General features: G+C 58.5%; 19 protein-coding genes and 1 pseudogene. 8 read left to right on the top strand and 12 right to left on the bottom strand.

What is annotated here, in order from left to right:
* Window positions 1–180: 180 nt before the first annotated feature.
* Window positions 181–420: pseudogene (locus AC07N8_RS11875) on the top strand (YebG family protein); the annotation flags it as partial.
* Window positions 421–601: 181 nt separating this feature from the next.
* On the opposite strand, the gene AC07N8_RS11880 reads toward AC07N8_RS11875, so the two are convergent.
* Entirely contained in the window at window positions 602–1,621 is a 1,020-nt protein-coding gene (locus tag AC07N8_RS11880) for a Glu/Leu/Phe/Val dehydrogenase family protein (RefSeq protein WP_483842593.1), read from the bottom strand.
* Window positions 1,622–1,804: 183 nt separating this feature from the next.
* On the opposite strand from AC07N8_RS11880, the gene AC07N8_RS11885 reads away from it, so the two are divergent.
* Window positions 1,805–2,608, top strand: a complete 804-nt coding sequence (locus tag AC07N8_RS11885; protein ID WP_493143700.1) for a SirB1 family protein — start codon at window positions 1,805–1,807, stop codon at window positions 2,606–2,608.
* Between the two features lie 164 nt (window positions 2,609–2,772).
* On the opposite strand, the gene maiA is transcribed toward AC07N8_RS11885, so the two are convergent.
* Genes maiA through hmgA form a run of 3 tightly spaced genes read right to left on the bottom strand, consistent with a single transcriptional unit; the run spans window position 2,773 to window position 6,033 of the window.
* Window positions 2,773–3,408: a maleylacetoacetate isomerase gene (gene maiA, locus AC07N8_RS11890; protein ID WP_483842591.1), complete on the bottom strand. Its 636-nt coding sequence runs from the start codon at window positions 3,406–3,408 to the stop codon at window positions 2,773–2,775.
* A 12-nt stretch (window positions 3,409–3,420) separates the two neighbouring features.
* On the bottom strand, window positions 3,421–4,725 hold the full coding sequence (gene fahA / locus AC07N8_RS11895; protein ID WP_493143702.1) for a fumarylacetoacetase: 1,305 nt from the start codon (window positions 4,723–4,725) through the stop codon (window positions 3,421–3,423).
* A gap of 3 nt (window positions 4,726–4,728) precedes the next feature.
* On the bottom strand, window positions 4,729–6,033 hold the full coding sequence (gene hmgA / locus AC07N8_RS11900) for a homogentisate 1,2-dioxygenase (protein ID WP_483842589.1): 1,305 nt from the start codon (window positions 6,031–6,033) through the stop codon (window positions 4,729–4,731).
* A gap of 164 nt (window positions 6,034–6,197) precedes the next feature.
* On the opposite strand from hmgA, the gene AC07N8_RS11905 reads away from it, so the two are divergent.
* Window positions 6,198–6,992 (top strand): IclR family transcriptional regulator, encoded by a 795-nt coding sequence (locus tag AC07N8_RS11905; protein ID WP_483842588.1) that lies wholly within the window; start codon window positions 6,198–6,200, stop codon window positions 6,990–6,992.
* Window positions 6,993–7,024: 32 nt separating this feature from the next.
* Here the strand turns inward: AC07N8_RS11905 and AC07N8_RS11910 are convergent, their stop codons facing one another.
* The 3 genes from AC07N8_RS11910 to AC07N8_RS11920 form a co-directional block, all read right to left on the bottom strand.
* Entirely contained in the window at window positions 7,025–9,586 is a 2,562-nt protein-coding gene (locus tag AC07N8_RS11910) for a LuxR C-terminal-related transcriptional regulator (RefSeq protein WP_493143704.1), read from the bottom strand.
* 139 nt (window positions 9,587–9,725) lie between these two features.
* Complete coding sequence (locus AC07N8_RS11915; RefSeq protein ID WP_483842586.1) at window positions 9,726–11,093, bottom strand: DUF1329 domain-containing protein; 1,368 nt, start codon at window positions 11,091–11,093, stop codon at window positions 9,726–9,728.
* Between the two features lie 23 nt (window positions 11,094–11,116).
* Entirely contained in the window at window positions 11,117–12,910 is a 1,794-nt protein-coding gene (locus AC07N8_RS11920; protein WP_493143706.1) for a DUF1302 domain-containing protein, read from the bottom strand.
* A gap of 749 nt (window positions 12,911–13,659) precedes the next feature.
* On the opposite strand from AC07N8_RS11920, the gene AC07N8_RS11925 reads away from it, so the two are divergent.
* From AC07N8_RS11925 to AC07N8_RS11935, 3 genes are all read left to right on the top strand, one after another.
* Window positions 13,660–15,795, top strand: coding sequence for a pyocin-S2/colicin E7-DNase domain-containing protein (locus AC07N8_RS11925; protein WP_493143708.1), 2,136 nt, complete (start codon window positions 13,660–13,662; stop codon window positions 15,793–15,795).
* Window position 15,796: 1 nt separating this feature from the next.
* Complete coding sequence (locus tag AC07N8_RS11930) at window positions 15,797–16,060, top strand: bacteriocin immunity protein (RefSeq protein ID WP_493143710.1); 264 nt, start codon at window positions 15,797–15,799, stop codon at window positions 16,058–16,060.
* Window positions 16,061–16,273: 213 nt separating this feature from the next.
* The gene (locus AC07N8_RS11935; protein WP_493143713.1) at window positions 16,274–17,041 is read left to right on the top strand and encodes an N-acetylmuramoyl-L-alanine amidase; all 768 of its coding nucleotides are present in this window, start codon (window positions 16,274–16,276) and stop codon (window positions 17,039–17,041) included.
* A 65-nt stretch (window positions 17,042–17,106) separates the two neighbouring features.
* Here the strand turns inward: AC07N8_RS11935 and AC07N8_RS11940 are convergent, their stop codons facing one another.
* The 4 genes from AC07N8_RS11940 to AC07N8_RS11955 form a co-directional block, all read right to left on the bottom strand.
* Window positions 17,107–18,018, bottom strand: coding sequence for an SDR family oxidoreductase (locus AC07N8_RS11940; protein WP_059181601.1), 912 nt, complete (start codon window positions 18,016–18,018; stop codon window positions 17,107–17,109).
* A 111-nt stretch (window positions 18,019–18,129) separates the two neighbouring features.
* Window positions 18,130–19,032, bottom strand: coding sequence for an alpha/beta fold hydrolase (locus AC07N8_RS11945; protein WP_483842581.1), 903 nt, complete (start codon window positions 19,030–19,032; stop codon window positions 18,130–18,132).
* Window positions 19,032–19,814 (bottom strand): class II aldolase/adducin family protein, encoded by a 783-nt coding sequence (locus AC07N8_RS11950; RefSeq protein WP_493143715.1) that lies wholly within the window; start codon window positions 19,812–19,814, stop codon window positions 19,032–19,034. Before AC07N8_RS11950 ends, AC07N8_RS11945 begins: the two co-directional genes overlap by 1 nt.
* Before the next feature lie 202 nt (window positions 19,815–20,016).
* Window positions 20,017–20,472: a flavodoxin gene (locus tag AC07N8_RS11955; protein ID WP_493143717.1), complete on the bottom strand. Its 456-nt coding sequence runs from the start codon at window positions 20,470–20,472 to the stop codon at window positions 20,017–20,019.
* Between the two features lie 101 nt (window positions 20,473–20,573).
* On the opposite strand from AC07N8_RS11955, the gene AC07N8_RS11960 reads away from it, so the two are divergent.
* Window positions 20,574–21,050, top strand: a complete 477-nt coding sequence (locus tag AC07N8_RS11960; protein WP_483842578.1) for a PAS domain-containing protein — start codon at window positions 20,574–20,576, stop codon at window positions 21,048–21,050.
* Between the two features lie 54 nt (window positions 21,051–21,104).
* Window positions 21,105–21,710, top strand: coding sequence for a hypothetical protein (locus AC07N8_RS11965; RefSeq protein ID WP_483842577.1), 606 nt, complete (start codon window positions 21,105–21,107; stop codon window positions 21,708–21,710).
* A 3-nt stretch (window positions 21,711–21,713) separates the two neighbouring features.
* Here AC07N8_RS11965 and AC07N8_RS11970 read toward each other — a convergent pair whose 3' ends face one another.
* A complete protein-coding gene (locus tag AC07N8_RS11970; RefSeq protein ID WP_493143720.1) occupies window positions 21,714–22,673 on the bottom strand; it encodes a MerR family transcriptional regulator in 960 nt (319 codons plus the stop codon).
* Window positions 22,674–22,829 lie beyond the last annotated feature (156 nt).

Raw genomic sequence — 22,829 nt, forward strand, 5'->3', positions numbered from 1 at the left:
TGTTTGCTCGCACGAACATCATCAATCAAATCGGCGTTCTTGTTTCTGTGTTTCCCGGGATTCCGTGAAGAACCATTAAAAAGCCACTACCCAAAGCGCAGGGATTCGCTTATCCTTTTCGCTGTATATAAATACAGTGGTCGAAACAGACAACTAATGTGAAGGCATGTGAGGTGGTGAATGGCCGTCGAAGTGGTATACCGCAGCAGCCGAGATCTGGAGCGCTTGTTCATGGATAAAGCCGAAGCTGACCGTCATGACAAAATGCTCGAACTGGCTGAATTGCTGGCTGAAGTGTTGCAAAAAGCCGTTCCGTCCCTGACCGAGCAGCAAGTGGAAGAAGCCGGGATCTACATGGCGAAGAATCGCGATGTGTTCGCCAAGGCATTCAAGAGCCAGCCGGATGCGTTGTCCGAACTGCTGAATGCGCCGGTTGAAGTGGTGGCACAGGCTGAACCTGACGAGGCGGTTGAAGCCGCTGAGCCGGCGCCGGCCAAGCCCGCCAAAGCGGCCAAGACGCCGAAGTAAGTAACGCCAGAATTGAATAGGCCCTGAGTCGAAGGACTCAGGGCCTTTTTCATGTCCGGGATAAAAGAATCGCTCAGCGGTACAACACTTTCTCTGCCAATTCGTCCGCCACCCGCGCCGGCGAACGTTTTTCCGCTTGGGCATGGGCGAAGACTTCGGTCAGCCGTGAGGCGATTTTCGACAGATGCGCGGTGATGGTCGTCAGCTCTTCGCCCCGATGCTTGAGCGAAACGTAGATCAGCCCCCCGGAATTGATCACGTAGTCCGGCGCATACAGAATTCCCCGCCGCTCCAGTTGATCGGCGACTTCCAGGTGCGTCAGTTGATTGTTCGCAGAGCCGGCCACAGCCGAGCAACGCAGTTGTGTCACGGTGTGGCTGTTGAGCACGCCGCCCAGGCCGCACGGCGCGAGGATGTCGCACGGTGTGCTGAGCAATGCTTCGTTTGCAATCGGGTGAGCGCCCAATTGCTCCATCGCCAATTGCACCTTGCCGTGATCGATATCGCTGACCAGCAGTTCCGCGCCAGCCGCGTGCAGTTGTTCGGCGAGCGCATAACCGACGTTGCCCAAACCCTGGATGGCCACCCGCAGCCCTTCCAGGTTATCGCTGCCCAGGCGGGCCATCGCGGTCGCTCGAATACCGGTGAACACCCCCATGGCGGCATGCGGCGCGGGGTCGCCTGCCGACGTGGTGCTGGTGACGTGTTGGGTTTGCTGGGCGATGCAGTCCATGTCCGCCACCGAGGTGCCGCTGTCGATCGCAGTAATGTAGCGACCGTCGAGCTGATCGATACAGCGTCCGAACGCTTCGAACAGCGCACCGCGATTTTCCACATGGATCGGGCGAACAATCACCGCCACGCCGCCGCCCTGGGCGAGCCCGGCCAGCGCCGCCTTGTAACTCATGCCTTGCGCCAGGCGTATGGCATCCTCGACCGCGGATTCGTCGCTGGGGTAGGCAAGGTAACGACAACCACCCAGGGCAGGCCCGAGCCGGCTGTTATGAATGGCAATGACCGCCTTCAACCCGGTGACCGGGTCGACGCTCAGATGCAGCGATTCAAGGCGAGTGCTTTGCATGAGAGCGAACATCGTGGGGCTCCCGAATCACTTCTTGTAGTCGCCAGTATAGGCTTGCGCCCAAAAATTGCAGAAGCGCACCGGAATAAGCGGCGCTACGTTGCAGGCTTTTAGACATAACCTGAAACCGGATGTGTGCAGCACTGGACGAATGTCGGAGACGGGGCTAAAACGAGGCATCCGCCGGAGATTTTGATGACGCCCCGCCAACGCTTCTTCGATTGCCTGCAACGTTCACCGCCCGCGCTGTTCGAAGCGGCGCTGTGGATGGCGGTCGAGCACGACTCACGGCTGAATCCCGAAGCCGTGCTGGCCGAATTCAGCGACCTGACACAGCAAGTCAGCTATGGCCTGCCGATGTTACCGGTCAGCGAACTGGCCCAGCCGTTGTTGCGGCGGATGAATGACCTGGGGTTCGCGCAGGACGACTTCACGCCGTTGCGCCCACAAGTGGCCTTGCTCAATAAAGTGCTGGAACTGCGACGCGGGCAGCCCCTGTCCTTGGGGCTGATTGCGCTGGAATTGGCCAAGCGTCTGGAGATCCCGCTGGTGGGGGTCAACTTCCCGGGGCACTTCCTGCTGCGGGTGCCGGGTGCGGATCACCTGCTGGACCCTTGTGGCGGACGCCGGTTGTACCCCAACGACTGCCGGGAACTGCTGCAACGCCAATACGGCCCGAACTTGAAACTCGGCGCCGACCATTTACTGACGGCAGACCCGGTGCAGATGCTGCAACGCCTGTCGCGAAACCTGCGTCAACTGCACCTCTCCCACGATGACTACATTGGCGCGCTGATCGATGCCGAACGCGTGCTGGAACTGGGCAACGCCAGCGCCGCCGATTACCTGGCCCGGGCCAGCCTCTATCAGCGCCTGGACTGCCCGAATGCCGAGCGCTTCGATCTGGAGCATGCGCTGTTACTCAGCGACGACCCGATCCAGCGAATCCGCCTGACCGAACGCCTGGGGCACCTGCCGCCCAATTCGATCGTCCATTGACCCCCTGTAGGGGTGAGCCTGCTCGCGATAGCGGTGTATCAGTCAACACCGCCTTCGCGAGCAGGCTCGCTCCCACTGGGATCGATGGCAGACATGAATCCAGGCCATGCCGAAATCAAACATGTGGGAGCAAGCCCGCGCCCACATTTTGATCGGGTGAGGCTTTATGGGGTGTCTGGCTGGTTGGCCGGGTGAGCCTTGATGAACGCGGGATGCGTGGCTGCCAGCGCCGCCACCCGGCGAATCCGTGGATACGCTTCGAGGGAGAGGTTAAATCGCTCGGCCGCATACAGCTGAGGAATCAGATAGACATCCGCCAACCCCGGTTCATCGCCAAAGCAATAACCCTCATCCCCGATCAACTGCTCCACCGTCGCCAACCCTTGGCTGATCCAGTGCCCGATCCACTCCACCACTTGCGGTTCGTCATGGCCCAACTGGCGCAGCTTGTTGAGCACGCTGACGTTGTGCAGCGGATGCACATCGCAACCGATCACCGCCGCCACACCGCGCTCATGCGCGCGGGCAGCAAGGTCTTTGGACAGCAGCGGTACCTGTGGATAACGCTCTTCGAGGTATTCGATGATCGCCGGCGATTGAATCAACAGCTCGCCTTCCTCCGTGCGCAAGGCCGGCACCCGGCCTTGCGGGTTGATGCCCAGGTAGGCCGGCTGACGATGTTCGCCACCTGGCGGTGCAATCAGGTTGACCGGCAAGGCCTGGTAATCCAGGCCCTTGAGCGCCAGTGCAATACGCACCCGATACGACGAGGTCGAACGGTAGTAGGTATAGAGTTCCATCACTCGATCCTCTTAACGCGCCGGCAGTACTTTGCCGCGGCATTCGCCGAAGCCGATGGACGCGAAACCCTCACGGCTGCAACGGGCACGCAGGACGATCTCGTCGCCGTCTTCAAGGAATTTACGCACTTCGCCCGATGCCAGTTCGATCGGCTTTTTACCGCCCTCGGTGATTTCCAGCAGGCTGCCGAACTGACCGTTTTGCGGACCGGACAACGTGCCCGAACCGAACAGGTCGCCGGCCTGCAACTGGCAGCCGTTGACGCTGTGGTGCGCAACCATTTGCGCCACGGTCCAGTACATGTGCTGTGTGTTGCTGAGCGTCAGACGATGGGCCGGCAGATTTTGCTCGCGCAGGCCTTCGGTGAGCAGCAGCACTTCCAGCTCGATGTCGAAACCGCCAGCGGCCTGGTCGCGCTTGTCGAACAGGTACGGCAGCGGCTGCGGATCGCCTTCAGGGCGCGCAGGCTGGGCGCGACGGAACGGCTCCAGCGCTTCGGCGGTGACGACCCACGGCGAGATGCTGGTGATGAAGCTTTTCGACAGGAACGGGCCTAGCGGCTGATATTCCCAGGCCTGGATATCCCGCGCCGACCAGTCGTTGAGCAGGCAGAAACCGGCAATGTGATCGGCGGCGTCACCGATGGCGATCGAGTCGCCCATTTCATTGCCCTGGCCAATCCAGATGCCCAATTCCAGTTCGTAATCCAGACGCGCGCACGGACCAAACGTCGGTTCGGTCTGACCGGCCGGCAAGGTCTGTCCTTTCGGACGACGAACATCGGTGCCCGACGGGCGAATGGTCGAGGCGCGACCGTGGTAGCCGATCGGCACGTACTTGTAGTTCGGCAGCAGCGGGTTGTCGGGGCGGAACAGCTTGCCGACGTTTTGCGCGTGCTCGATGCCCACATAGAAGTCGGTGTAATCGTTGATTTTCGCCGGCAGGTGCATCGTGCATTGAGCCGCCAATGGCAGCAGTTTTGCGCCTTGGGCTTCGATCTTGCCGTGCAGGGTGCTGCCTTCCTTGAACAGTTCGATCAAGCGCTCACGCAGGGCAACACGAGCTTCGCGACCGAGTTCGAAAAAAGCATTCAACTGGCCGCCACGGGTGGCTTCAACAGCCGCTTTGGCTGCGCCGTCGAACAGGCCGGCGTCCAGCGCCGCCGCCAGATCAAAAATATGCTCGCCAATCGCCACGCCGCTACGCGGGGCCGAACCGTTCACGCTGAACACGCCCAATGGCAGGTTTTGCAGCGGGAAATCCGTGTGGCCGTTGGCGGAGGCAACCCAGCTACGAGTGATGGAAGTCTGAGTCATGGGTTATCTCCGGGTCGGGTCGAAAGTGGCGGGCAGCGTGGCCCAGCAGGCATCGTAATTGGTTTGCAGTTGCGGACAATCGAGGGCGAAACGGCTCGGGCGCAATACCTGGCTGGTCTCGAACATGAAGGCCATGGTGTTGTCGATTTTCGCTGGCGCCAGCTCAGCGTTGATCGCCTTGGTGCAGGTTTCGCCGTCCGGGCCGTGAGCGCTCATGCAGCTGTGCAAGGACGCACCGCCGGGCACGAAGCCTTCGGCCTTGGCATCGTAGGCGCCCTGGATCAGGCCCATGAATTCGTTCATCAGGTTGCGGTGGAACCACGGCGGACGGAAGGTTTTCTCGGCGACCATCCAGCGCGGCGGGAAGATCACGAAGTCCAGGTTGGCCAAACCGTGGACGCTGGTCGGCGAGGTCAGGACCGTGAAAATCGACGGGTCCGGGTGATCGAAGCTGACCGTGCCAATAGTGTTGAAACGGCGCAGGTCATATTTGTACGGCACGTTAGTGCCATGCCAGGCGACCACGTTCAGCGGCGAATGATCGAGCTCACAACCCCACAACTGGCCGAGGAATTTCTGCACCAGGGTGGTCGGTTGCTTGAGGTGTTCGTAGTGCGCAACCGGCGTCAGGAAGTCCCGCGGGTTGGCCAGGCCATTGCTGCCGATCGGCCCCAGGTCTGGCAGACGCAGCGGTGCGCCATGGTTCTCGGCGATGTAACCGCGCGCTTGCGGGTCGAGCAGTTCGACACGGAATTTCAGCCCGCGCGGCAGCACGGCGATCTCCAGCGGCTCCAGCTCCAGCACGCCGAGCTCAGTGGCAATGCGCAAACGCCCCAGCTCAGGCACCAACAACATTTCGCCGTCGGCGTTGAAGAACACGCGCTCCATGGAACGATTGGCGCGATAGCTATGGATGCTGATCCCGGCCGGTTTTTCCGCGCCCGAGTTGGCCGCCATGCTCACCAGCCCGTCGATGAAATCGGTCGGTTCGGTCGGGATCTCCAGCGGGTTCCAGCGCAGGCGATTGGGGGTCACTTCACCCAATGAGCCGCCGGCCAGTTGCCGCTCCAGTTTGACGAACGCCGGGTGATTGGCCGATGGCTGAATGCGGTACATCCAGGTACGCCGGGCTTCACTGCGGGGCATGGTAAACGCGGTGCCGGAGAACAATTCGGTGTAGAGGCCATACGGGGCTTTTTGCGGGGAGTTCTGGCCGACGGGCAGTGCGCCGGGCAGCGCTTCACTGCTGAATTCGTTGCCGAAGCCGGACTGATAGACCAGCGCTGGCGCGGTTGAATCAGGGTTCATGGAGCCTCCTGAACGGGGACTAGGCGATGGCCTGTCACTCTGTTGCAGAGGTTCGGCACGCCTGGGTTATTTTTATCGTAATCTGATTACGCATAACGTAATTTGATTGGTATTGACCGTCAAGCTATAAAGACGCCCATTCGTCCCGGGATCAGACCGCCTCCATGGAAACGCCGCGCAACAACGACAAACAGAAAGTCCGCTCGGCCGAGGTCGGCACCGACATCCTCAAGGCCTTGGCCGAGTTGTCGCCCTCGACCTCCCTGTCGCGCCTGGCCGAACACGTGCAGATGCCGGCGAGCAAGGTTCACCGCTATTTGCAGGCGCTGATTGCGAGCGGTTTTGCCGAGCAGAACCCGGCCACCAACCATTACGGTCTCGGTCGCGAAGCCTTGCGGGTGGGGCTCGCTGCACTCAACAGTATGGACGTGCTGAAAGTCGGCGCCCTGCCCCTGGCCGAGTTGCGCGATGAATTGAATGAAACCTGCTTTCTGGCGGTGTGGGGCAATCAAGGGGCGACCGTGGTGCACATCGAACCGGCTGTGCGCGCAGTGACGGTGGTGACGCAGTTGGGGTCGGTGTTGCCGCTGCTCAGTTCATCCACCGGCCTGGTGTTCGGCGCGTTTTTGCCCAAGCGCGAAACAGTGGATTTGCGCGAACAGGAACTGCAAAACGCCGCCGATCACATTTTGGCGGACGATCAGGCCTACGCGAGCTTGTGCGAACAGATCCGCGAACGCGGCTTGCACCATGTGCATGGCTTGCTGATGCCCGGTGTCGACGCCTTGTCAGCACCGGTCTTCAATGCAGTCGGAAACGTCGCTGCGGTCATGACCATTGTCGGCCCGACCTCGTTGTTTCACGCCGACGAAAACGGCCCGGCGGCGCAGCGTTTGCTGGCGGCGACACGGGCCGTGAGTTGGCGGATGGGGTATCAAGCCGACGAGGTCAGTCGCTGATCGGCGATCAATCATTGCCGCTACCTTCAGTTTCAACCCCACAACCCTAACGCCTTGGCCTTCGCCACGGCTTGCGTGCGCCTTTCGACCCGCAATTTCCCATGTATACGCCGGGTGTGGGTTTTAACCGTATGCAAAGAAATAAACAGCGTATCTGCAATTTCTTGATTGGAATGACCGAGGGCCACCAGCTTCAAGACTTGCAGTTCACGCTGACTCAAGGTTTCCGCTGTATCTGCACGACCGCACGGCTGATGACACGACTCTAGAGAAGCCTGTTCGTCGACAAACAATAACGGCTGACGCTGGCGCAACTCATTGAGCACTTGATGCGCCTGATACCGTGTCACGTTGCGCAAGCCCTCCTGCAATACATCAATCGCCTTCGTGGTTTGGCCTTCTAGCCACAGCACTTCAGCCAGGGCCAATTGCAATTCGGTCGCGAGCATCCACATGCCTTGCGTCTGCGCCAGCTTCATCAATGACTCAAGTTGTGCTGCCGCCTCGCCCGTATCCGGCTCGGTCCGAAACCTTGCGATGATCAACAGGTATTCGATACGCGGGATCAGCTCAAGCGTGGCCGGGGGCGCCTGCCGCGCCTGAGGTCCGCGATAGTGCTTGAGCACACGACTCAAGGCTTCGCACGCCAGTTCGGCACGCCCCTGTTGCAACCAGAAATGGCTACTGACTTGCAGCAGCACGCCGCGATAGACCGTGTCCGGAATATGCCGTTGCTGCATCAGCCTCTCGGCATCGCGCAGCAAGACGAACGCCTGGGCATAGTCACGCTGGTTAGCCGCCAACTGGGCAAGACCGAGAAAGCCGTAAAGCACGCGTTTGTCGTGGCTGCGCAAACACTGTTCCAGGCCGGCGTGAAAGAACGCCTCGGCGCGTTCATCGTTTCCTTGGCAGAGTGCGAGCCGACCACGACGCAGCGCGATTCGACCCAGCAATGGCACAGGTCTCTCGACGGGTTGATTGAGCAATTCATGAATGTTCGCGAGCAGGCTTTCGGCACGCTGGGGAGCGCCACGCTGTTCAAGCAATTGCGCATGATCGAGTTCCAGCAGCCCTTCGAACACCAGCGAGCCCTGCGCACGCGCCAGGCACAGCGCCTCGCGATTCAACGCCTGCGCCACATCGAGTTCGCCCCGCAGCAGGGCCTGTTGCGTCAAACCCGACAGGCACATCAAGCGCACGGTCCACAGGCCTGGACAAAGCTCGCTCAGCGCCTCAAGAAAATGTGCCCTCGAGCCCTCCATACGCCCCTGCAAATGCAGCAACCAACCCTGTTGCGCCTGCCATCGTGCGATCAGTTGCCGCTGCTGTACCGCCGAGGGTTGCGGGGTAAAGCGCGACAACTGTTCGATGCAAACGGCGGCTTGCTCGAATCGCCCGGCAAACAGCAATGCCGCGGTGATCAAGCCGACCAATTGTGGGGAGCCGAACATAAGCTCTGCGCCTTGATGCTCATACAAACGCAGCAACAGCACGACCGTCTGTTCCTCGAACAAGTGCTCGAAACTGAAGTGCTGCAACAGGCTGACCGCGACCTCAAATTCTTCGGCCAGCAGGGCCTGCTCGAAAGCCGCTTTCCAATCCAGTTCAGCGGCGAACCACTGGCAGGCGCGACGATGCCAGGAGCGCCCGGCCGGCCATTGTTCATCACGCATCAATTGCGTGAACGGCGGGAAAATCTGCAGCCAGTCGGCCGACGCCTGCCACGGTTCGATAAAGCACCCCAGCTCCTGCAAGGTCTTGAGGCATTGCGCGCCCTCACCCACACCAAACAGGTGATCGCACAGCCGTGCATTGAATCGTGGCAAATGCGCGAGCACCCGCCAGACCTCGGTCAACTCCGGGGTCAGACTGGTGAACAGTTCGTGTTCGAGGTAATCGAGTAACGTGTCCGCTCGACCGTGAAGTGAATCGCTGCGCGACCAGTCGCATTTTTGCAGCAACGCCACGCGCACCCCGGCGCACCAGCCGCCGCTGCGCTGGATGATCTTGCTGGCGGCGGTGTTGGCATCGACCGGCGTCAGGTGATGCAACAACGAGGCAATTTCACTTTGCTTGAAGGCCAGCGTCGAGCGCTCACATTCGTACAGTTCGTCATCGAGCAGCAACCGTGGCCAGTTGCATTGCGGGCGACGGCGAGTCCCCAGCCACCAGGTCAACATCGGGCTGCTGACGGCCAGCATGCGGTCCAGCAGTTGGTCGAGTTCTGGATTGGGGACGCGGCAATAATCGTCCAGAAACAGCCAGGTCGGCGATTGCACTCGGGCCAGCGCGGCAAGTAGCGCGGTCTCCTCCGATGACGCCAGTCCCAATGCCTCAGCCACGCGCAGACAAAAATCCTCGACGCTCATGGCGATGCCCGACAGCGGCAACCAGCACACCCGGCACTGCGGCGGCGCCTGCAACAGGCAGTCGGCAAGCAGCGCCGACTTGCCACTGCCAGCGGGGGCGCAGATCAATTTCACCCGTGCGGTCGACGCCAGCAATGGGTCGCTCAAGCGCTCACGCGACAGGTGATGAGAGGACAGACGGGGCAGGAATCCGGAGCGGTCCAGACACGGAGTCATGGCGGTCATTGCAGCGGGCCTTTTTATAGTTGTGAGGCCACCCTAGACCTGTCTAACCCGCTTGTTGAGAAGTATTCAGGACGTTGATCGACAACCATAAAAAAGGCGACCCATCGGTCGCCTTTTGCACGGTGAATGGATAAAGCCCTTAACGAACCCCCTCCGCACGCAACGCCGATGGCGTGTAGTCGGCGATCTTGGCTTCGAAACCAAACTCGAAACTGTGCTTCTCTTCGTTCTTCATCCCCAGCGCGATGTACCGGCCGGCAATGATGTCGTAGAGCGCTTCCAGCGTGTACGCCTGGGCCTGGTGATCGTAGTAGTACTGAGCATGCCCTTCGGCCACTCGCCACAGTTGGCCGCGACCGTCGTAGTGATCCGCCAGCGCCACTTGCCAGCTGTCTTCGTCGATGTACATGTGGCGCTTGGCGTAGATGTGGCGCTCGCTCGGCTTGACCGTGCCGACCACTTCCCAGACGCGGTGCAGTTCATAACGGGTCAGGTCCTGATTGATGTGGCCGGCCTTGACGATGTCGTCGTACTTGAGACTCGGCGAGTCGAGTTTGTAGCTGTTGTACGGGATGTACATTTCCTTCTTGCCGATCAGTTTCCAATCGTAGCGATCCGGCGCACCGGAGAACATGTCGAAGTTGTCGGAGGTGCGCAGACCGTCAGCGGCAGTGCCCGGACCGTCATAGGCTACTTGCGGAGCGCGACGTACACGACGCTGGCCGGCGTTGTAGATCCACGCCAGACGCGGTTCCTTCACCTGATCGAGGGTTTCATGCACCAGCAGCACGTTACCGGCCAGACGCGCCGGCGCGGTAACCGACTGTTTGAAGAAGGTCAGCACGTTGGCGGATTTGTCCGCGTCCAGGTCCTTCATCAGCTGCGGGACGGCGATTTCTTCCTCAAAGCGGATCGGCGTGTAGCTGCCGTTCGTTTGCGGGGTCACCTGGGTGATGATGCGTTTGACGTTACCGCCGTGGTAACGGGTGATGTGGTTCCACAGCACTTCGACGCCGTTCTTGGGAATCGGGAACGCGTAGTAGCGATTGCCGGTGAAACCGGCCAGGCCGTTACCGTCGTTGATGGTGCTCACGTTCAGTGCACTGCGCTTGGCCGATTCGAAAATTTCCGGCGGCACGGCCACGGTGCGATGGGTCGGGTAGACCGGGATCTTGTAGGTTTCCGGGTAGCGCTTGAACATCGCCACCTGGCCTTCCGACAGTTTGTCCTTGTACTTGTCGACGGTCGCCGGAGTGATCACGAACAGCGGTTTTTCGCTGGCGAACGGGTCGGCGAGAAAGCCTTTGCTGTCCACCGCACCCGCATTTTTTGGAATGCCACCGGTCCAGGCGGGGATCGAGCCGTCGGCGTTGCCGGCCTTCTCGGCCCCCAGCGGCGTGAGGCTGGTGCCGAGTTTGTTCGCTTCATCCGGCGACACTGCCGCCATCACGTTGGCAGCCAGCAAGCTCAGGGCCAGGGCGCCGCATTGCAGAATCATCTTGCGCATTGAAATCATCCTTCTCAGCCAGATCAGAAGTTCACGCCGAAGCTCAGCGCCACGAAGTCGCGGTCTTCGAGGACGTTGTAGTCACCACCAAAGAAGTCGGTGTAACTGAGGCTCGCGGTATAGGTGTTGCGATAGTCGGCATCGACGCCGACGCTGACCGCCTTGACGCCTTCGTTGAACAGCCCGTTGGGGCCGTAGCCGGAAACGTCATGCGACCAGGACAAGTTGGGCTTGAGGTTGACCCCGGCGAATACGTCGGCGTAATCGAGGATCGCCCGGGCGCGGTAGCCCCACGAGGTCGAGGTGACAAAGCCTTCGGTGTCGCCCCCGAAACCGTACTGGCCGTAGACCGAGTCGCGGCCGTAACGCAATTGACTACGCCCCTCCAGGCCACCGACGTGAACCACGGCCGCTTCGCCCACCACAGTCAGTCGTTGCGCGCCCAGTACCTGGTCGAAAAACTGCGTCAGGGTGCTCTGGATCTGCGTGACTTCCTTGCGGCGGTAGCCTTTGTTGTCGGCGCCAGGCGTCGTGGCAATCGGTGATGCGGCACCGCCGGCAATCGGGTTGATCAAGGCCAGGGTCAGGTCGTTGGTGTTGACCTGTACCGGGGCGTTAGGGCGATAGCTGATCTCGCCGCTCCACGCCGTACCGGTCGACAAGGTGGTGGAGAAGCTCGCGCCATACAGACGAATGTCTTCCGGGTAATCGAGGTAGTACTGGCCACGACCGAGCATCACACTCTGCGCCAGCCCCGCACCGCTACCGGGGGCCAGGCGGTTGGCGATGCCGACCATGCCCGGCAGGCTGGCCAGCGTCGACGCGCCAGCCGTGACAGTGCCCACCGTCGGTGTGCGGCTGTGGTAGTTCATGAAGTACAGGCCGTACTCGGTATCATCACCGAGCCAGCGCAACGCGGTGCCCCACTGCCCGGAGTCCCGCGCATCGCGGTCGCCGCCGCGAGGAACGACCACACCTTCGCGGGTCACTAGAATCGGCTGGCCGAACGCGGCTGCCACCGGCGCCAACGGCGCAATCGCGGGGCTGCCGACGGTGTAGTTGTTGTTGCAACCATCCGCCGCTACGTCGACAGCGAAGAACGTCCCGCAGTTGTCGAGAACGGTCTGGTCCCACTCCAGTTGGTAGAACCCGTCGACCGAGAGCTGATCCGTCAGGCCTTGGGAGACGTACAGCATGTTCACCGGAATCAAGCCTTCCTTGATCTCGGCACCGGGACGGCGAAACGCAGAAACGTCGATCGGGTTGATGCTGTTGATCGAGTTGCCGATGAAGGTACTTTCACCCCAGCTCACCACTTGCTTGCCGGCGCGCACGCTGCCCGGAAGTTCAGCGATGGAGTAGTTGTGATAAACGAAGGCATCGAGGATTTGCGCGCCGGAAGACTTGGCGCCTTCCTTGCGGCCGTGGTCGCTGATTTGTTTGAACGGACGATCTTCATCCTGCAATTCGAAGTCGTACCAGTACTTGCCCCGCACGAACACTCCAGTGTCGCCGTACTTCAGTTCGAGGTCGTGGATGCCCTTGACGATTTTGGAAAAGGTTTCTCCCTTCCCGAAGTTCTGCCGCCCGTCATCACCGGTCGACGACTGCCCGGTCCCGCCGTTGACGGTGCCCACCAACGATTTCTCGGCATCGCGCATGCCCCAACTCGCGCCGACGGACAGTGAGGAGTCAAACGTGCCCTCGATCTCGCCGATATTGAATGAAACAGCCTGCGCCTGGGCACAGCAACCCAAGGCCACCGCAGCGGCCAGCGCTTGCGGTTTGAAGATGGCGCGCATTGTTGTTTTTGTCATGCGTCTTCCCCGGTGAGTGACAGAAGGCCCCACCCTACTGCCGCAACCGAAGAGCGATAAGCGCACCAAGGAGGTATTCGCGGTGTACCTCTTAAGGATGAATGGCCAGACGGGCCGCGGCTTTGCGCCGGGCATGAATGGGCTGGATGAAGGGTTATCAGTCAGACGCATGGGCCAGGTGAATGCCGACTTGCAGCAACGCGAGGCTGCAACTACAGGAGTGTGTCGAGCAGGGACTGTTACCCAGGCTGCAACACTGCATGTCGCGAATCGCTATTTTTCCTTTGGGCTCAACGGCTTATTCTTGCCGGGCTGTCACGGTGATCCGCCGGACAGCACGAAGCCATGGCGGTGTGAACTACCCACGCCATTGACAACAGAATCCAGATGAATCGACGCTTTTTCGATTGATCACCCCGTGTACACAGACGTTGATTTGTAGCTCCTGATCCAACGTCTTACTTGGCCGCTGCGTTTGCAGCGGCCTTTTTTATGGGCGAGATTCCTGCAGGATGTTTCCTGTAACAGCATAAGAAACATCTCATTACGCGAAAGATAATCCTGCGTTTAATCCTGCCTGATCGAAATTTCTCTCGAATCTTTATGTAAAAACTGACGCACCTCTCGGACCCATACTTTCGATTTCCGTTGTAACTTTTAATGGCACGACGAAATAACCGGCATTCATTTTTTAATGACCAGCAATACGTTATTTCTCAATCCATATGCACATTCAAAAGGATATGAATATGCAAAAGCCACCTAACCATTCCAGCCAATCAGGGCCAGGTTTTCTTAATTTTGAAACGCCTCTCGAAATAAAGGGCATCGCACCCGACCACATGATTCCCGCACCGCGAACATCAAAAGTACTGGTAGATGGACCGCTCGGCCACGGCCTCAGCGCCTTTAATCAAAACCTGCTCACACTCCAACGCACAACCAAAGCGCTGGAACAGGAATACCAGGCCAGGTTCAGTCAATTACCTCAATCGATCGAAGCCGAACTGGCCTCCGTTAGAACTGAAGGTCCCACCGATCCACTTCCACCTTCTCAATCGATCATTCGGGAACTGGGAGTACTTAACACACTGACACAACGAAAAGCCGCGGAGTTTCACAGTAAAACTGCGACTGCCAATGCTTTCTATTCGGGTGATCCGTTTAACCGGAATATCAATGATTTCATGAAAAAAGCCACGACGATGGAAAAACGTCCAACGTCGAACGGCATTGCCATGCAGGCGTGGACTCAATCTTTGAGGGCAGGTTACGACGCAAGATTGTTGTCTCAAACACTCCAGTCGCTCAACCAGCGAACCGTTGATGTGCAGAACTTCCTCAGGGTTGTTCAAGCGAATGAAGAAGCACAAAGGGCCGCCGCTGAGTTGGTGCGCATAAATGAAGAAGCTGCGGCCCGGGCTCGTGAGCAAGCGCGACTTGCCGCATTGGAAAATGCACGGCAATTGGCGGCGGAACAAGCGCGGGTTGCGGCGCAAGCGGCAGCGCAGCAAGTCGCTGCGGAACGGGCTCTTCTAGAAGCACAAGCCGAGGCCAAACGGCAGGAAGAAAAGGCACGTGAAAAAAAAGAACAACAAGAAGAAAAAGAAAGAAAGGAAGCCGATGCCAAAAAGAATGCGCAAGAGCTCGAACGATTCAGAGCGATGGTTGCGATGTTCGAATCGTGGGAAGCCGCCAAAGCCAGTCGGCCGTTTCCCATATCAGGCCGGTCTGCCGCAGCCGGTCCGGTGTTCACCTTGGCAGCGGGACGTCTCGCCGCTGGCGTAGCGACAACCCAGGCCGTCAGGGTCGCACTGCACGCCGCAGTTGGCGCAGTAACAACGGCAGGCACCGCAGCTGCAAGCGCCGTACTAGTGGGATTTGCAGCACTCCTGTTCCCCTCGCCGCTGGCTGACGGTGAAAGCCGTGAACTGAGCACCCCGCTTTCGAAACTTGTCCCTGACAACTTCCATGCCTGGAGCCTCGCGCTTTCGGAGTACCAGGCCAACGATCTCCACGCCCTTAGCATCCCACTCTCGGATCTCGCACAGGTCAATCCAGATGACTTGCTTGCCATTGCACAGGTCAATGGAGAGGTCAGGCTGCCGGTGGCGATCGGCTCCTTAACAGCGGGGAACATAACCGAGTTCTTTGTCGCGGCAACAAACGGCACAACAGTGCCTGGCCACGTCCAGGTGCGACTCGCCACTTACGATCCTGCCGTCAATGCCTACAGGTCTTACAACCCGGATGCTCCGTCGGTGGGCATGACCTGGACGCCCATCGTCACGCCGAACGACGCGTCAACCACTCTCCCCGCCAGCGATCGGAACATTGCCGTTTACGACGGCACGAGCCTTACAGCTTTGGAAGGAAGGCTCGATGAATTTCCAGAGCTGGATTTGTACAGCTTTGGTGGGTTTATCACAGTCTTCCCGGCTGAGTCGGGGCTTCCTCCGGTCTTCACGATGTTCAGGGATCGACGGAGTGAACCCGGTGTTGCCAGTGGTTCCGGACAGTCCGTTTCGGGAAACTGGGTGGGAGTAGCGTCAACACGAGATGGCGCACCGATTCCCAAGCAGATTGCGGATAAACTTCGAGGGAGGGAGTTTTCGAGTTTCAAAGCGTTCCGCAGGGAATTCTGGAAGGCCGTAGCAAATGAAGAGGTTTTGCTTGAACAATTTACCCTGTTCAACAAATTTGATATTCGAAAGGGACTATCGCCAAGCGCTCACCCAACAGAGCAGGTGGGCAAACGGCAAAAATTTGAAATCCACCATATCCAGCCAATCAGTGAAGGTGGTTCGGTCTACGATCTAGATAATCTCCAAGTATTAACACCAAGGCAACACATCGAGACCCACTCCAAAAAAGGAGATAATTAAAATGACTTTTAAAGATAAACTTGAAGAATATACAGAATCCGAATTTATGAGCCTTATAAACCGATTAGTTGAAGGCGATTACTCATCGGAGAAAGAACACGACGCGATCGTCGACAATATCGTAAGCACTTCAGAGCACCCCAACGGAACTGGAATTTTGTACTATCCAGAGCCGGGTGTGGAGGACAGTCCAACCGGCGTTATAGAAGCCATAAAACAATGGCGAGCCGCCAACGGCAAACCCGGCTTCAAAATAGAAGAATAGAAAATAAAACAGTGGAGCAGGCAGACGTGCCTGACTCCACTACCAAAGCGGCCACTCCGCATCCCACACTTCCACTACTTACACATTTTTCGGAAAGCGACTACAAGCTTCTGTAAACACACAAAGCGCCCCAGCCATTAAGGTTAATAACAGCTCAGCCACTAACTCTCATTACGTGCTGACTTCAACTTAATTAACCACGAGTCGTTTTTCATGAAACCCATCATCTACAACAAACATCACGCCACCCAGAGTTCCAACAGCCGAGTACGCTTTCTGATCTTCCACTACACGGCCGGCAACTTCTCCAGTTCGGTCAATGCATTGACCGGCCCGAATGTCAGCGCCCACTATTTGGTTCCGGACATTACCGATCCGAGCTACTTGAACGCCGGTTACACCGGGCAAGAAGTCTTCAGCCTCGTCGACGAAACCAAACGCGCCTGGCACGCGGGCGTCAGTCAGTGGGGTAACCGCAGCAATCTGAATGACACCTCTATCGGTGTCGAAATCGTCAACCTGGCGACGTTCAGCCAAGGGGTGTTCAACTTCCCGCCGTATCAGCCAGAACAAATTGCCGCGATTGAAGATCTGGCGCTGAACATCCTTGAGCGCTATCCGGATATCAGTCCGACCCATGTCCTGGGCCACTCTGACATTGCGGTCGGCCGCAAGAGCGACCCGGGGCCGAAATTTCCCTGGCATGCGCTGTATTTGAAAGGCATTGGTGCCTGGTTCGACGACGCCACCCGCGACGCCTATCTGCAGCAATACAGTGAAACCGGCATTCCAACCCGAACCGAATTGCTCAAACTGTTCAAAACCTATGGGTATGACGTTTCAAATGCGTCTACCGATCAAGGTTTCACGCAACTGGTTCGAACCTTTCAGTTGCACTTCCGCCCTGAAACATACGACGGAATCATGGATGCGCAAACGGCGGCGAATCTGGCCGCATTGGTTCGCAAGTATTTTCCTTGATAACCGTTGCAGCCCAGAACACTAAGCACCAGCAAGGTCATCAACTGTGACCTTGCCGGCCTCCATCAAAGCGAATACTTCTGCAAATTCCCCATCATTTCCTTCAGCGCTTCAATATTGTCCTTCGGATGCGCCGCGCCCTCGAAATCACATATCTGCTCCCACTGCGCCGCTACATCCTCCGGCGAGAATCCCACCCGTGGATCGAACCCGGCGCCCAGGCTACGCTCCCAGCGCACCTTGCCCATCCAGCCGCCGCCGACTTCGAACAGCCCGGAAGTCTCCTTGCAGTTTTCACTGGCCAGATACACCACCAGCGGGCTGACCAGTTCCGGTTTGAGTTGTTCGAACACTTGCGGCGGGATCAGGCCTTCGGTCATGCGCGTGCCGCCAGTCGGTGCGATGGCATTGACCAGAATGTTGTTCTTGCGGCCTTCGATGGCGAGGGTGCGCGTCAGGCCATAGAGGCCGAGTTTGGCCATGCCGTAGTTGGACTGGCCGAAGTTGCCGTAGATGCCGGAGGTCGACGCGGTGAAGATCACGCGGCCATAGTTTTGCTCGCGCATGTGCGGCCAGGCAGCGCGGGTGACTTTGTAGGCGCCTTCGACGTGGACGCGGTAAACCAGGTCCCAGTCGGCGTCGTCCATTTTGTGGAAAGTCTTGTCGCGCAGGATTCCGGCGTTGTTGACCACTACATCGACACGGCCGAAAACATCGAGGGCGTGCTGGACGATTTTGTCGCCGTCGGTGACGGAATCATGGTTGGCTTCGGCAATGCCGCCGGCCTCACGAATCTCGGCCACTACGCGGTCTGCTGCGGACGCGTTGGCGCCCTCGCCTTGCGCCGACCCGCCGAGATCGTTAACGAGCACTTTGGCGCCCTGCTTGGCGAACAGCAGCGCATGTGCCCGGCCCAGGCCGCCGCCTGCACCGGTGACGATCACGACTTTATCTTCGAAGCGCACAGACTCATTCATGGGGGGAACTCCAGCAGGCCAGGGACAATAAGCCCGAGTGTCAGGCACGGCGCTGCTGGTCACAATGAACAGGGGTGAGGCTGAATGGTGCCCGATAAGGCAGGGGGATAATCAGGAGTACGCGAACTTGCGCGGCGGCAAAATCAGCCGATCGCGAAACTCCAGGTAATGCTTGAGCACCTGCACCGGGGCTTCGGTCTGTGGGTAATGGCCAATCTCGGCCAGCAGGACCGTGTCCGGGTTGGGAATCAGCTCACGATAGCGCGCGACCATATGTGCACCGGAGATCGGATCGACCTCGCCATCAATCACGCGCAACGGCACTTCTGCGCGCTGCATGGCACCCACCCAACGCTCGCGATGAACCCGCCTCTCAGGGATATAGGTGATGAGCTTGTGCATGATTCGTGGGCCATGGTTGCTGTCGACCAGCCCCCAGAAATCATCCATTTCACTTTCAGTCGGTCGGGTCATCCGCCCGAAAATCTGCCGAAAGCTCTTCACCAGCGCGTCACGCGTGAAGGCGCGGCCAATCATCCAGCCCAAGGGGCTAAGCAGCAGTTTTTGCGCGAGCAGCGGACGATGGGTTTCGGGAAACAGGCCACCGTTGAGGAACACACAACTGGCCAGGTGAACGCGGGTTTCGTAATGCCGGGCCAACAGTTCCTGCGCCACGCTGTCGCCATAGTCGTGAGCCAGTACGTGCACCGGTTGCGTGACACTCAAATGCGCCAGCAACGCCTGTTGCAAGTCGGCCTGTTCGAGCAGGCTGTATTCGTGGTCCACCGGTTTGGCAGAGTCGCCGAAACCGAGCATGTCGCAGGCAATCACCCGATAGCGCTGTGCCAGTGGTTGCCACAGGTAATGCCAGTCCCAACTGGCGGTCGGAAAGCCATGGATGAGCAACAGCGGCTCACCTTGTCCGGCCGTCCAATAGCGAATGGTCTGGCCACGGAATACGAACGTCTGGCCGCGTTTGCGCCAGACACACAGGGGGATCTCGGCGAGTGGCATTAGAGTTTATAACCCGGGTCTTGTTGATCGAGTTTGCGTAGCAGCGCCGGCCAGGCCAGCGCGCCACCCATCCCTTGAGCGCTTTTGGTCACGCCGGCGATCATCGCCTTGGCGCCCGCCAGAATCTGCGGTTCGATGGCGATCAATTCGGCGCCGCCATTCTGTGCCAGCACCTGGATATCGCAGGCGCGCTGGAAGGTAAACATCATCAGAAACGTATCGGCGATGGTGCCGCCACAGGTCAGCAGACCGTGGTTGTGCAGCATCAGGAAATTGTTTTCACCGAGATCGGCTTGCAGGCGTGCTTTTTCTTCATGGTTCAGCGCCACGCCTTCATACGCGTGGTAAGCCAGGCTGGACAGGACAAACAGGGATTGCTGGCTGATCGGCAGAATGCCCTGCTTTTGCGCCGAGACCGCAACACCTGCGGCGGTGTGGGTGTGCAACACGCAAACCACATCGTGACGAACCTCATGCACGGCACTGTGAATGGTGTAACCCGCCGGGTTGATCTCGTAAGGACTGTCCATCAGCTTGTTGCCGGCCTGATCGACCTTGACCAGGCTTGACGCGGTGATTTCGTGAAACATCAGCCCGAACGGGTTGATCAGAAAATCTTCGGTGCCCGGCACCTTGGCCGAAATGTGCGTAAAGATCAGATCGTCCCAACCATGCGCGGCGACCAAACGATAACAAGCCGCCAGATCGACGCGAGTTTGCCACTCGGCGGCACTGACCTGACCTTTGACGCTGTGGGGCGACTGGACGGGAGCAACATTCACGGCAAGACCTCCTGTTCTTATTGTTGTGCTGTCGTCACAGCAGTCTAGTCAGCCCCCAGTCTTCGTGTAGTTGCATTGGCAGCCAGCTTGATGGCCTAGCGAGTCAGTGACGCAATGAGCCTGGATCCATGTCAAAGGACCGACGCCAGTAACCCTGTAGCGCACAGGTTCAGCGATCTCGTCAGAAGTATGACGAGCCTCATCATCCGCGCAAAACGCTGACCAATTCTGCCAGCCAGGGCTCGGCATCGGTTTCCGGGGTCACCGTTTCGCTGGCGTCCAGGCGCAGCATCGGCAGCACTTCACGCAACCCCAGTTCACCGAAAAGTTCGCGCATTTGCTCACCGCCGCCACAGAAAGTATCGCCGTAGCTCGCATCGCCGAGGGCGATGACCGCTCCCGGCAGACCGCGCCAGGCGGCGGGCAACTGATCGCGAATCATCGAATACAACGGTTGCAGGTTGTCCGGCAATTCACCCATGCCGGTGGTCGACGTCACCGCCAGAAACGCTTGCGGTTCGAACGCCAGGACATCGGCCAGTGACGCGCGCGGGTTGTGCAGGGTTTCAAAACCGGCGGCATTCAAAATACTTGCGGCGTGACGGGCGACTTCTTCAGCCGTGCCGTACACCGAGCCGGAAATAATGGCGACTTTCATCAATCTGATCCTGGAACTGAGTGAAAGACCGGATATTAACAGCAGGACCTGCATTGTTCTTTTAGAATGCAACACACCATCAAACCGGAAAGGACTCTCCGATGATCAATGCTCAACTGCTGCAAATGGTGATCAACGCTTCCAACGACGGCATCGTGATTGCCGAAAAGGAAGGCGAGCTGGACAACATCCTGATTTACGTCAACCCGGCGTTCGAACGACTCACGGGTTACACCAGCGAAGAAATCCTCTATCAGGATTGTCGTTTCTTGCAGTCCGGCGACCGCGATCAGGAAGCGCTTCCAACCATACGCGACGCGTTGGACAAGGAAGGATCCTGCCGGGAAATCCTCAGGAACTACCGCAAGGACGGCACGCCTTTCTGGAATGAACTCTCGCTGTCGACGGTGAAAAACCCGAGCGACGGGCAGACTTACTTCGTCGGCGTGCAAAAGGACGTCACCATTCAAGTCAAAGCGCAGCAGCGCGTTGTGCAACTGGAAACCCAGTTGGCCGAAGCGCTTGCTGAACTATCTGCGCTGAAAGCGACGAACGGCGCAAACAAAACTGCGAATTAAGTGTCATTAACTACAATCACCAATGACTTTGTAACTATATCTTTCGAGCAAGCCATGCAGCGCGACGCACTCCTCACTCAGGATGAGCTGGATTTCATCCAGACCATGCAACACAACCCGCAGCTCAATGTGCGGGATGCGACGTCGAGCCTGCTCGTCAACGGTGGTTCGCAGATACGTGATTTGCTCACGCGCCTCGCCGCTCATGAGCAAGTCACCATCCAGGCCAATTTCGAAAACCAGCAAATGACCTTCCCCCTGCACTTGGTGGAAGATGAATTTCATGCGCTGCATTTGCGTCTGGGTGTGCCAAGCATTTACGAAGACGGACCGATGGTTCGTCCTTGGCGCCTGGTTCTGGAAGAGCCGGTGGCGCTGGAGAATGCCAAAGGCCAACCAGGCACAATGTTTGTGCATGAAGTGTCGTGCAAAGGGGTTTTGCTGGAAGTGCGTAACAAGACCAAGCCACCCAAGCATTTTGCCTTGTGGTTCAGCCCCTCAGGCTATGAACGGATTGCATTGCGCGGCAGCTTTGAGCGTGAAACCGAACAGGGTTTTTACGCCTACGAATTGAGTCAGTCTGACAAGGACGAAACCGAACGTCTGCGCCAGTACATCCTTCAGCAACATCGCCTGACACACCCCGCCCTACATATCTGAAACTCAGGTATCCAGATTTCCCGCCAGGAACTGTTTCAGACGCTGGCGCATCACCGTTCCCTCATTCCCCAGACAACCGATCGACGAACCGGCCAGGCTTTCCTGAGCCAGTTCCGACGCATCACCGGCGAGCAACAACTGACAATCCAGACTCATGGCCAGGCGATTCAGCCGCCGAGGCAATTCTGCGGTCGGCGCGTGATTGGACACCAACACCAAGGCCTGGGGTTTGACCCGTTCACAGATCAGAGTCAACTCATCGAAGGGCTGACCAATCGCCAGCAACTGAATCGCCGAATCGACACTGCTCAAGTACAGCGCGGTGACCAGGACTTCCAGTTCACGGGCTTGGTCGGCCAAGCCACAGACGATGATTCGACGCGGTTGCATGACACGCACCAGCAGCAGCCGCTGCAGCACTCGAGAACGTAAAAAGCCGTCCAGAAATAGCCATTTGCTCGTCAGGCCGAAGGCTTCATGGTGCTGCAGCAATCGCTTCCAGACCGGCAGCAATATGTCCTCAAAGACCACTGAGAGCGGATAGCTGGAGAAGATCTGCCCATAAACCTGCTCCAGCCGAACCTCGTCAAAGGCCTTCACCGCGGCCACGACTTGTTCCTGCCATTGCTCGTAATCAGCGTGAACGAGTTCGTTGGGAATGATCTGCGCCAGCGCCTTGAGCGGCTCGATCTTGGCCAGGATCTTGCCAACCTTGCTGACCGCGACACCGCGCTCGATCCAGCCAAGGATACTGCGAACGCGCTCGATATCGGCCATCGAGTACAAGCGATGCCCACTATCAGTGCGCGTGGGCTGGATCAGACCGTAACGCCGCTCCCAGGCACGCAGCGTAACCGGGTTGATTCCCGTCAGCCGTGCCACCTCGCGAATAGGAAACAGCTCTTCGCGATCGACGGAAAGATTTGCCTTGGAAGCAGAAGGAACGTCAGTCAGGACAGGCATTGGGCAATGTACGTCCGTCGCACAAAAATTGGATCCCATTCTAACTCCTATGCCCCATTACTGTTCAACACCTGTTATCGACGAAAGTCGCTGGTATGTCAGTCAATTTCAGGAATAATCCTTGCTTGTCTCAAGTCGCAGCCCACCACCCCGGTG

Source organism: Pseudomonas sp. GW821-FHT10C09 (genome assembly GCF_059415465.1).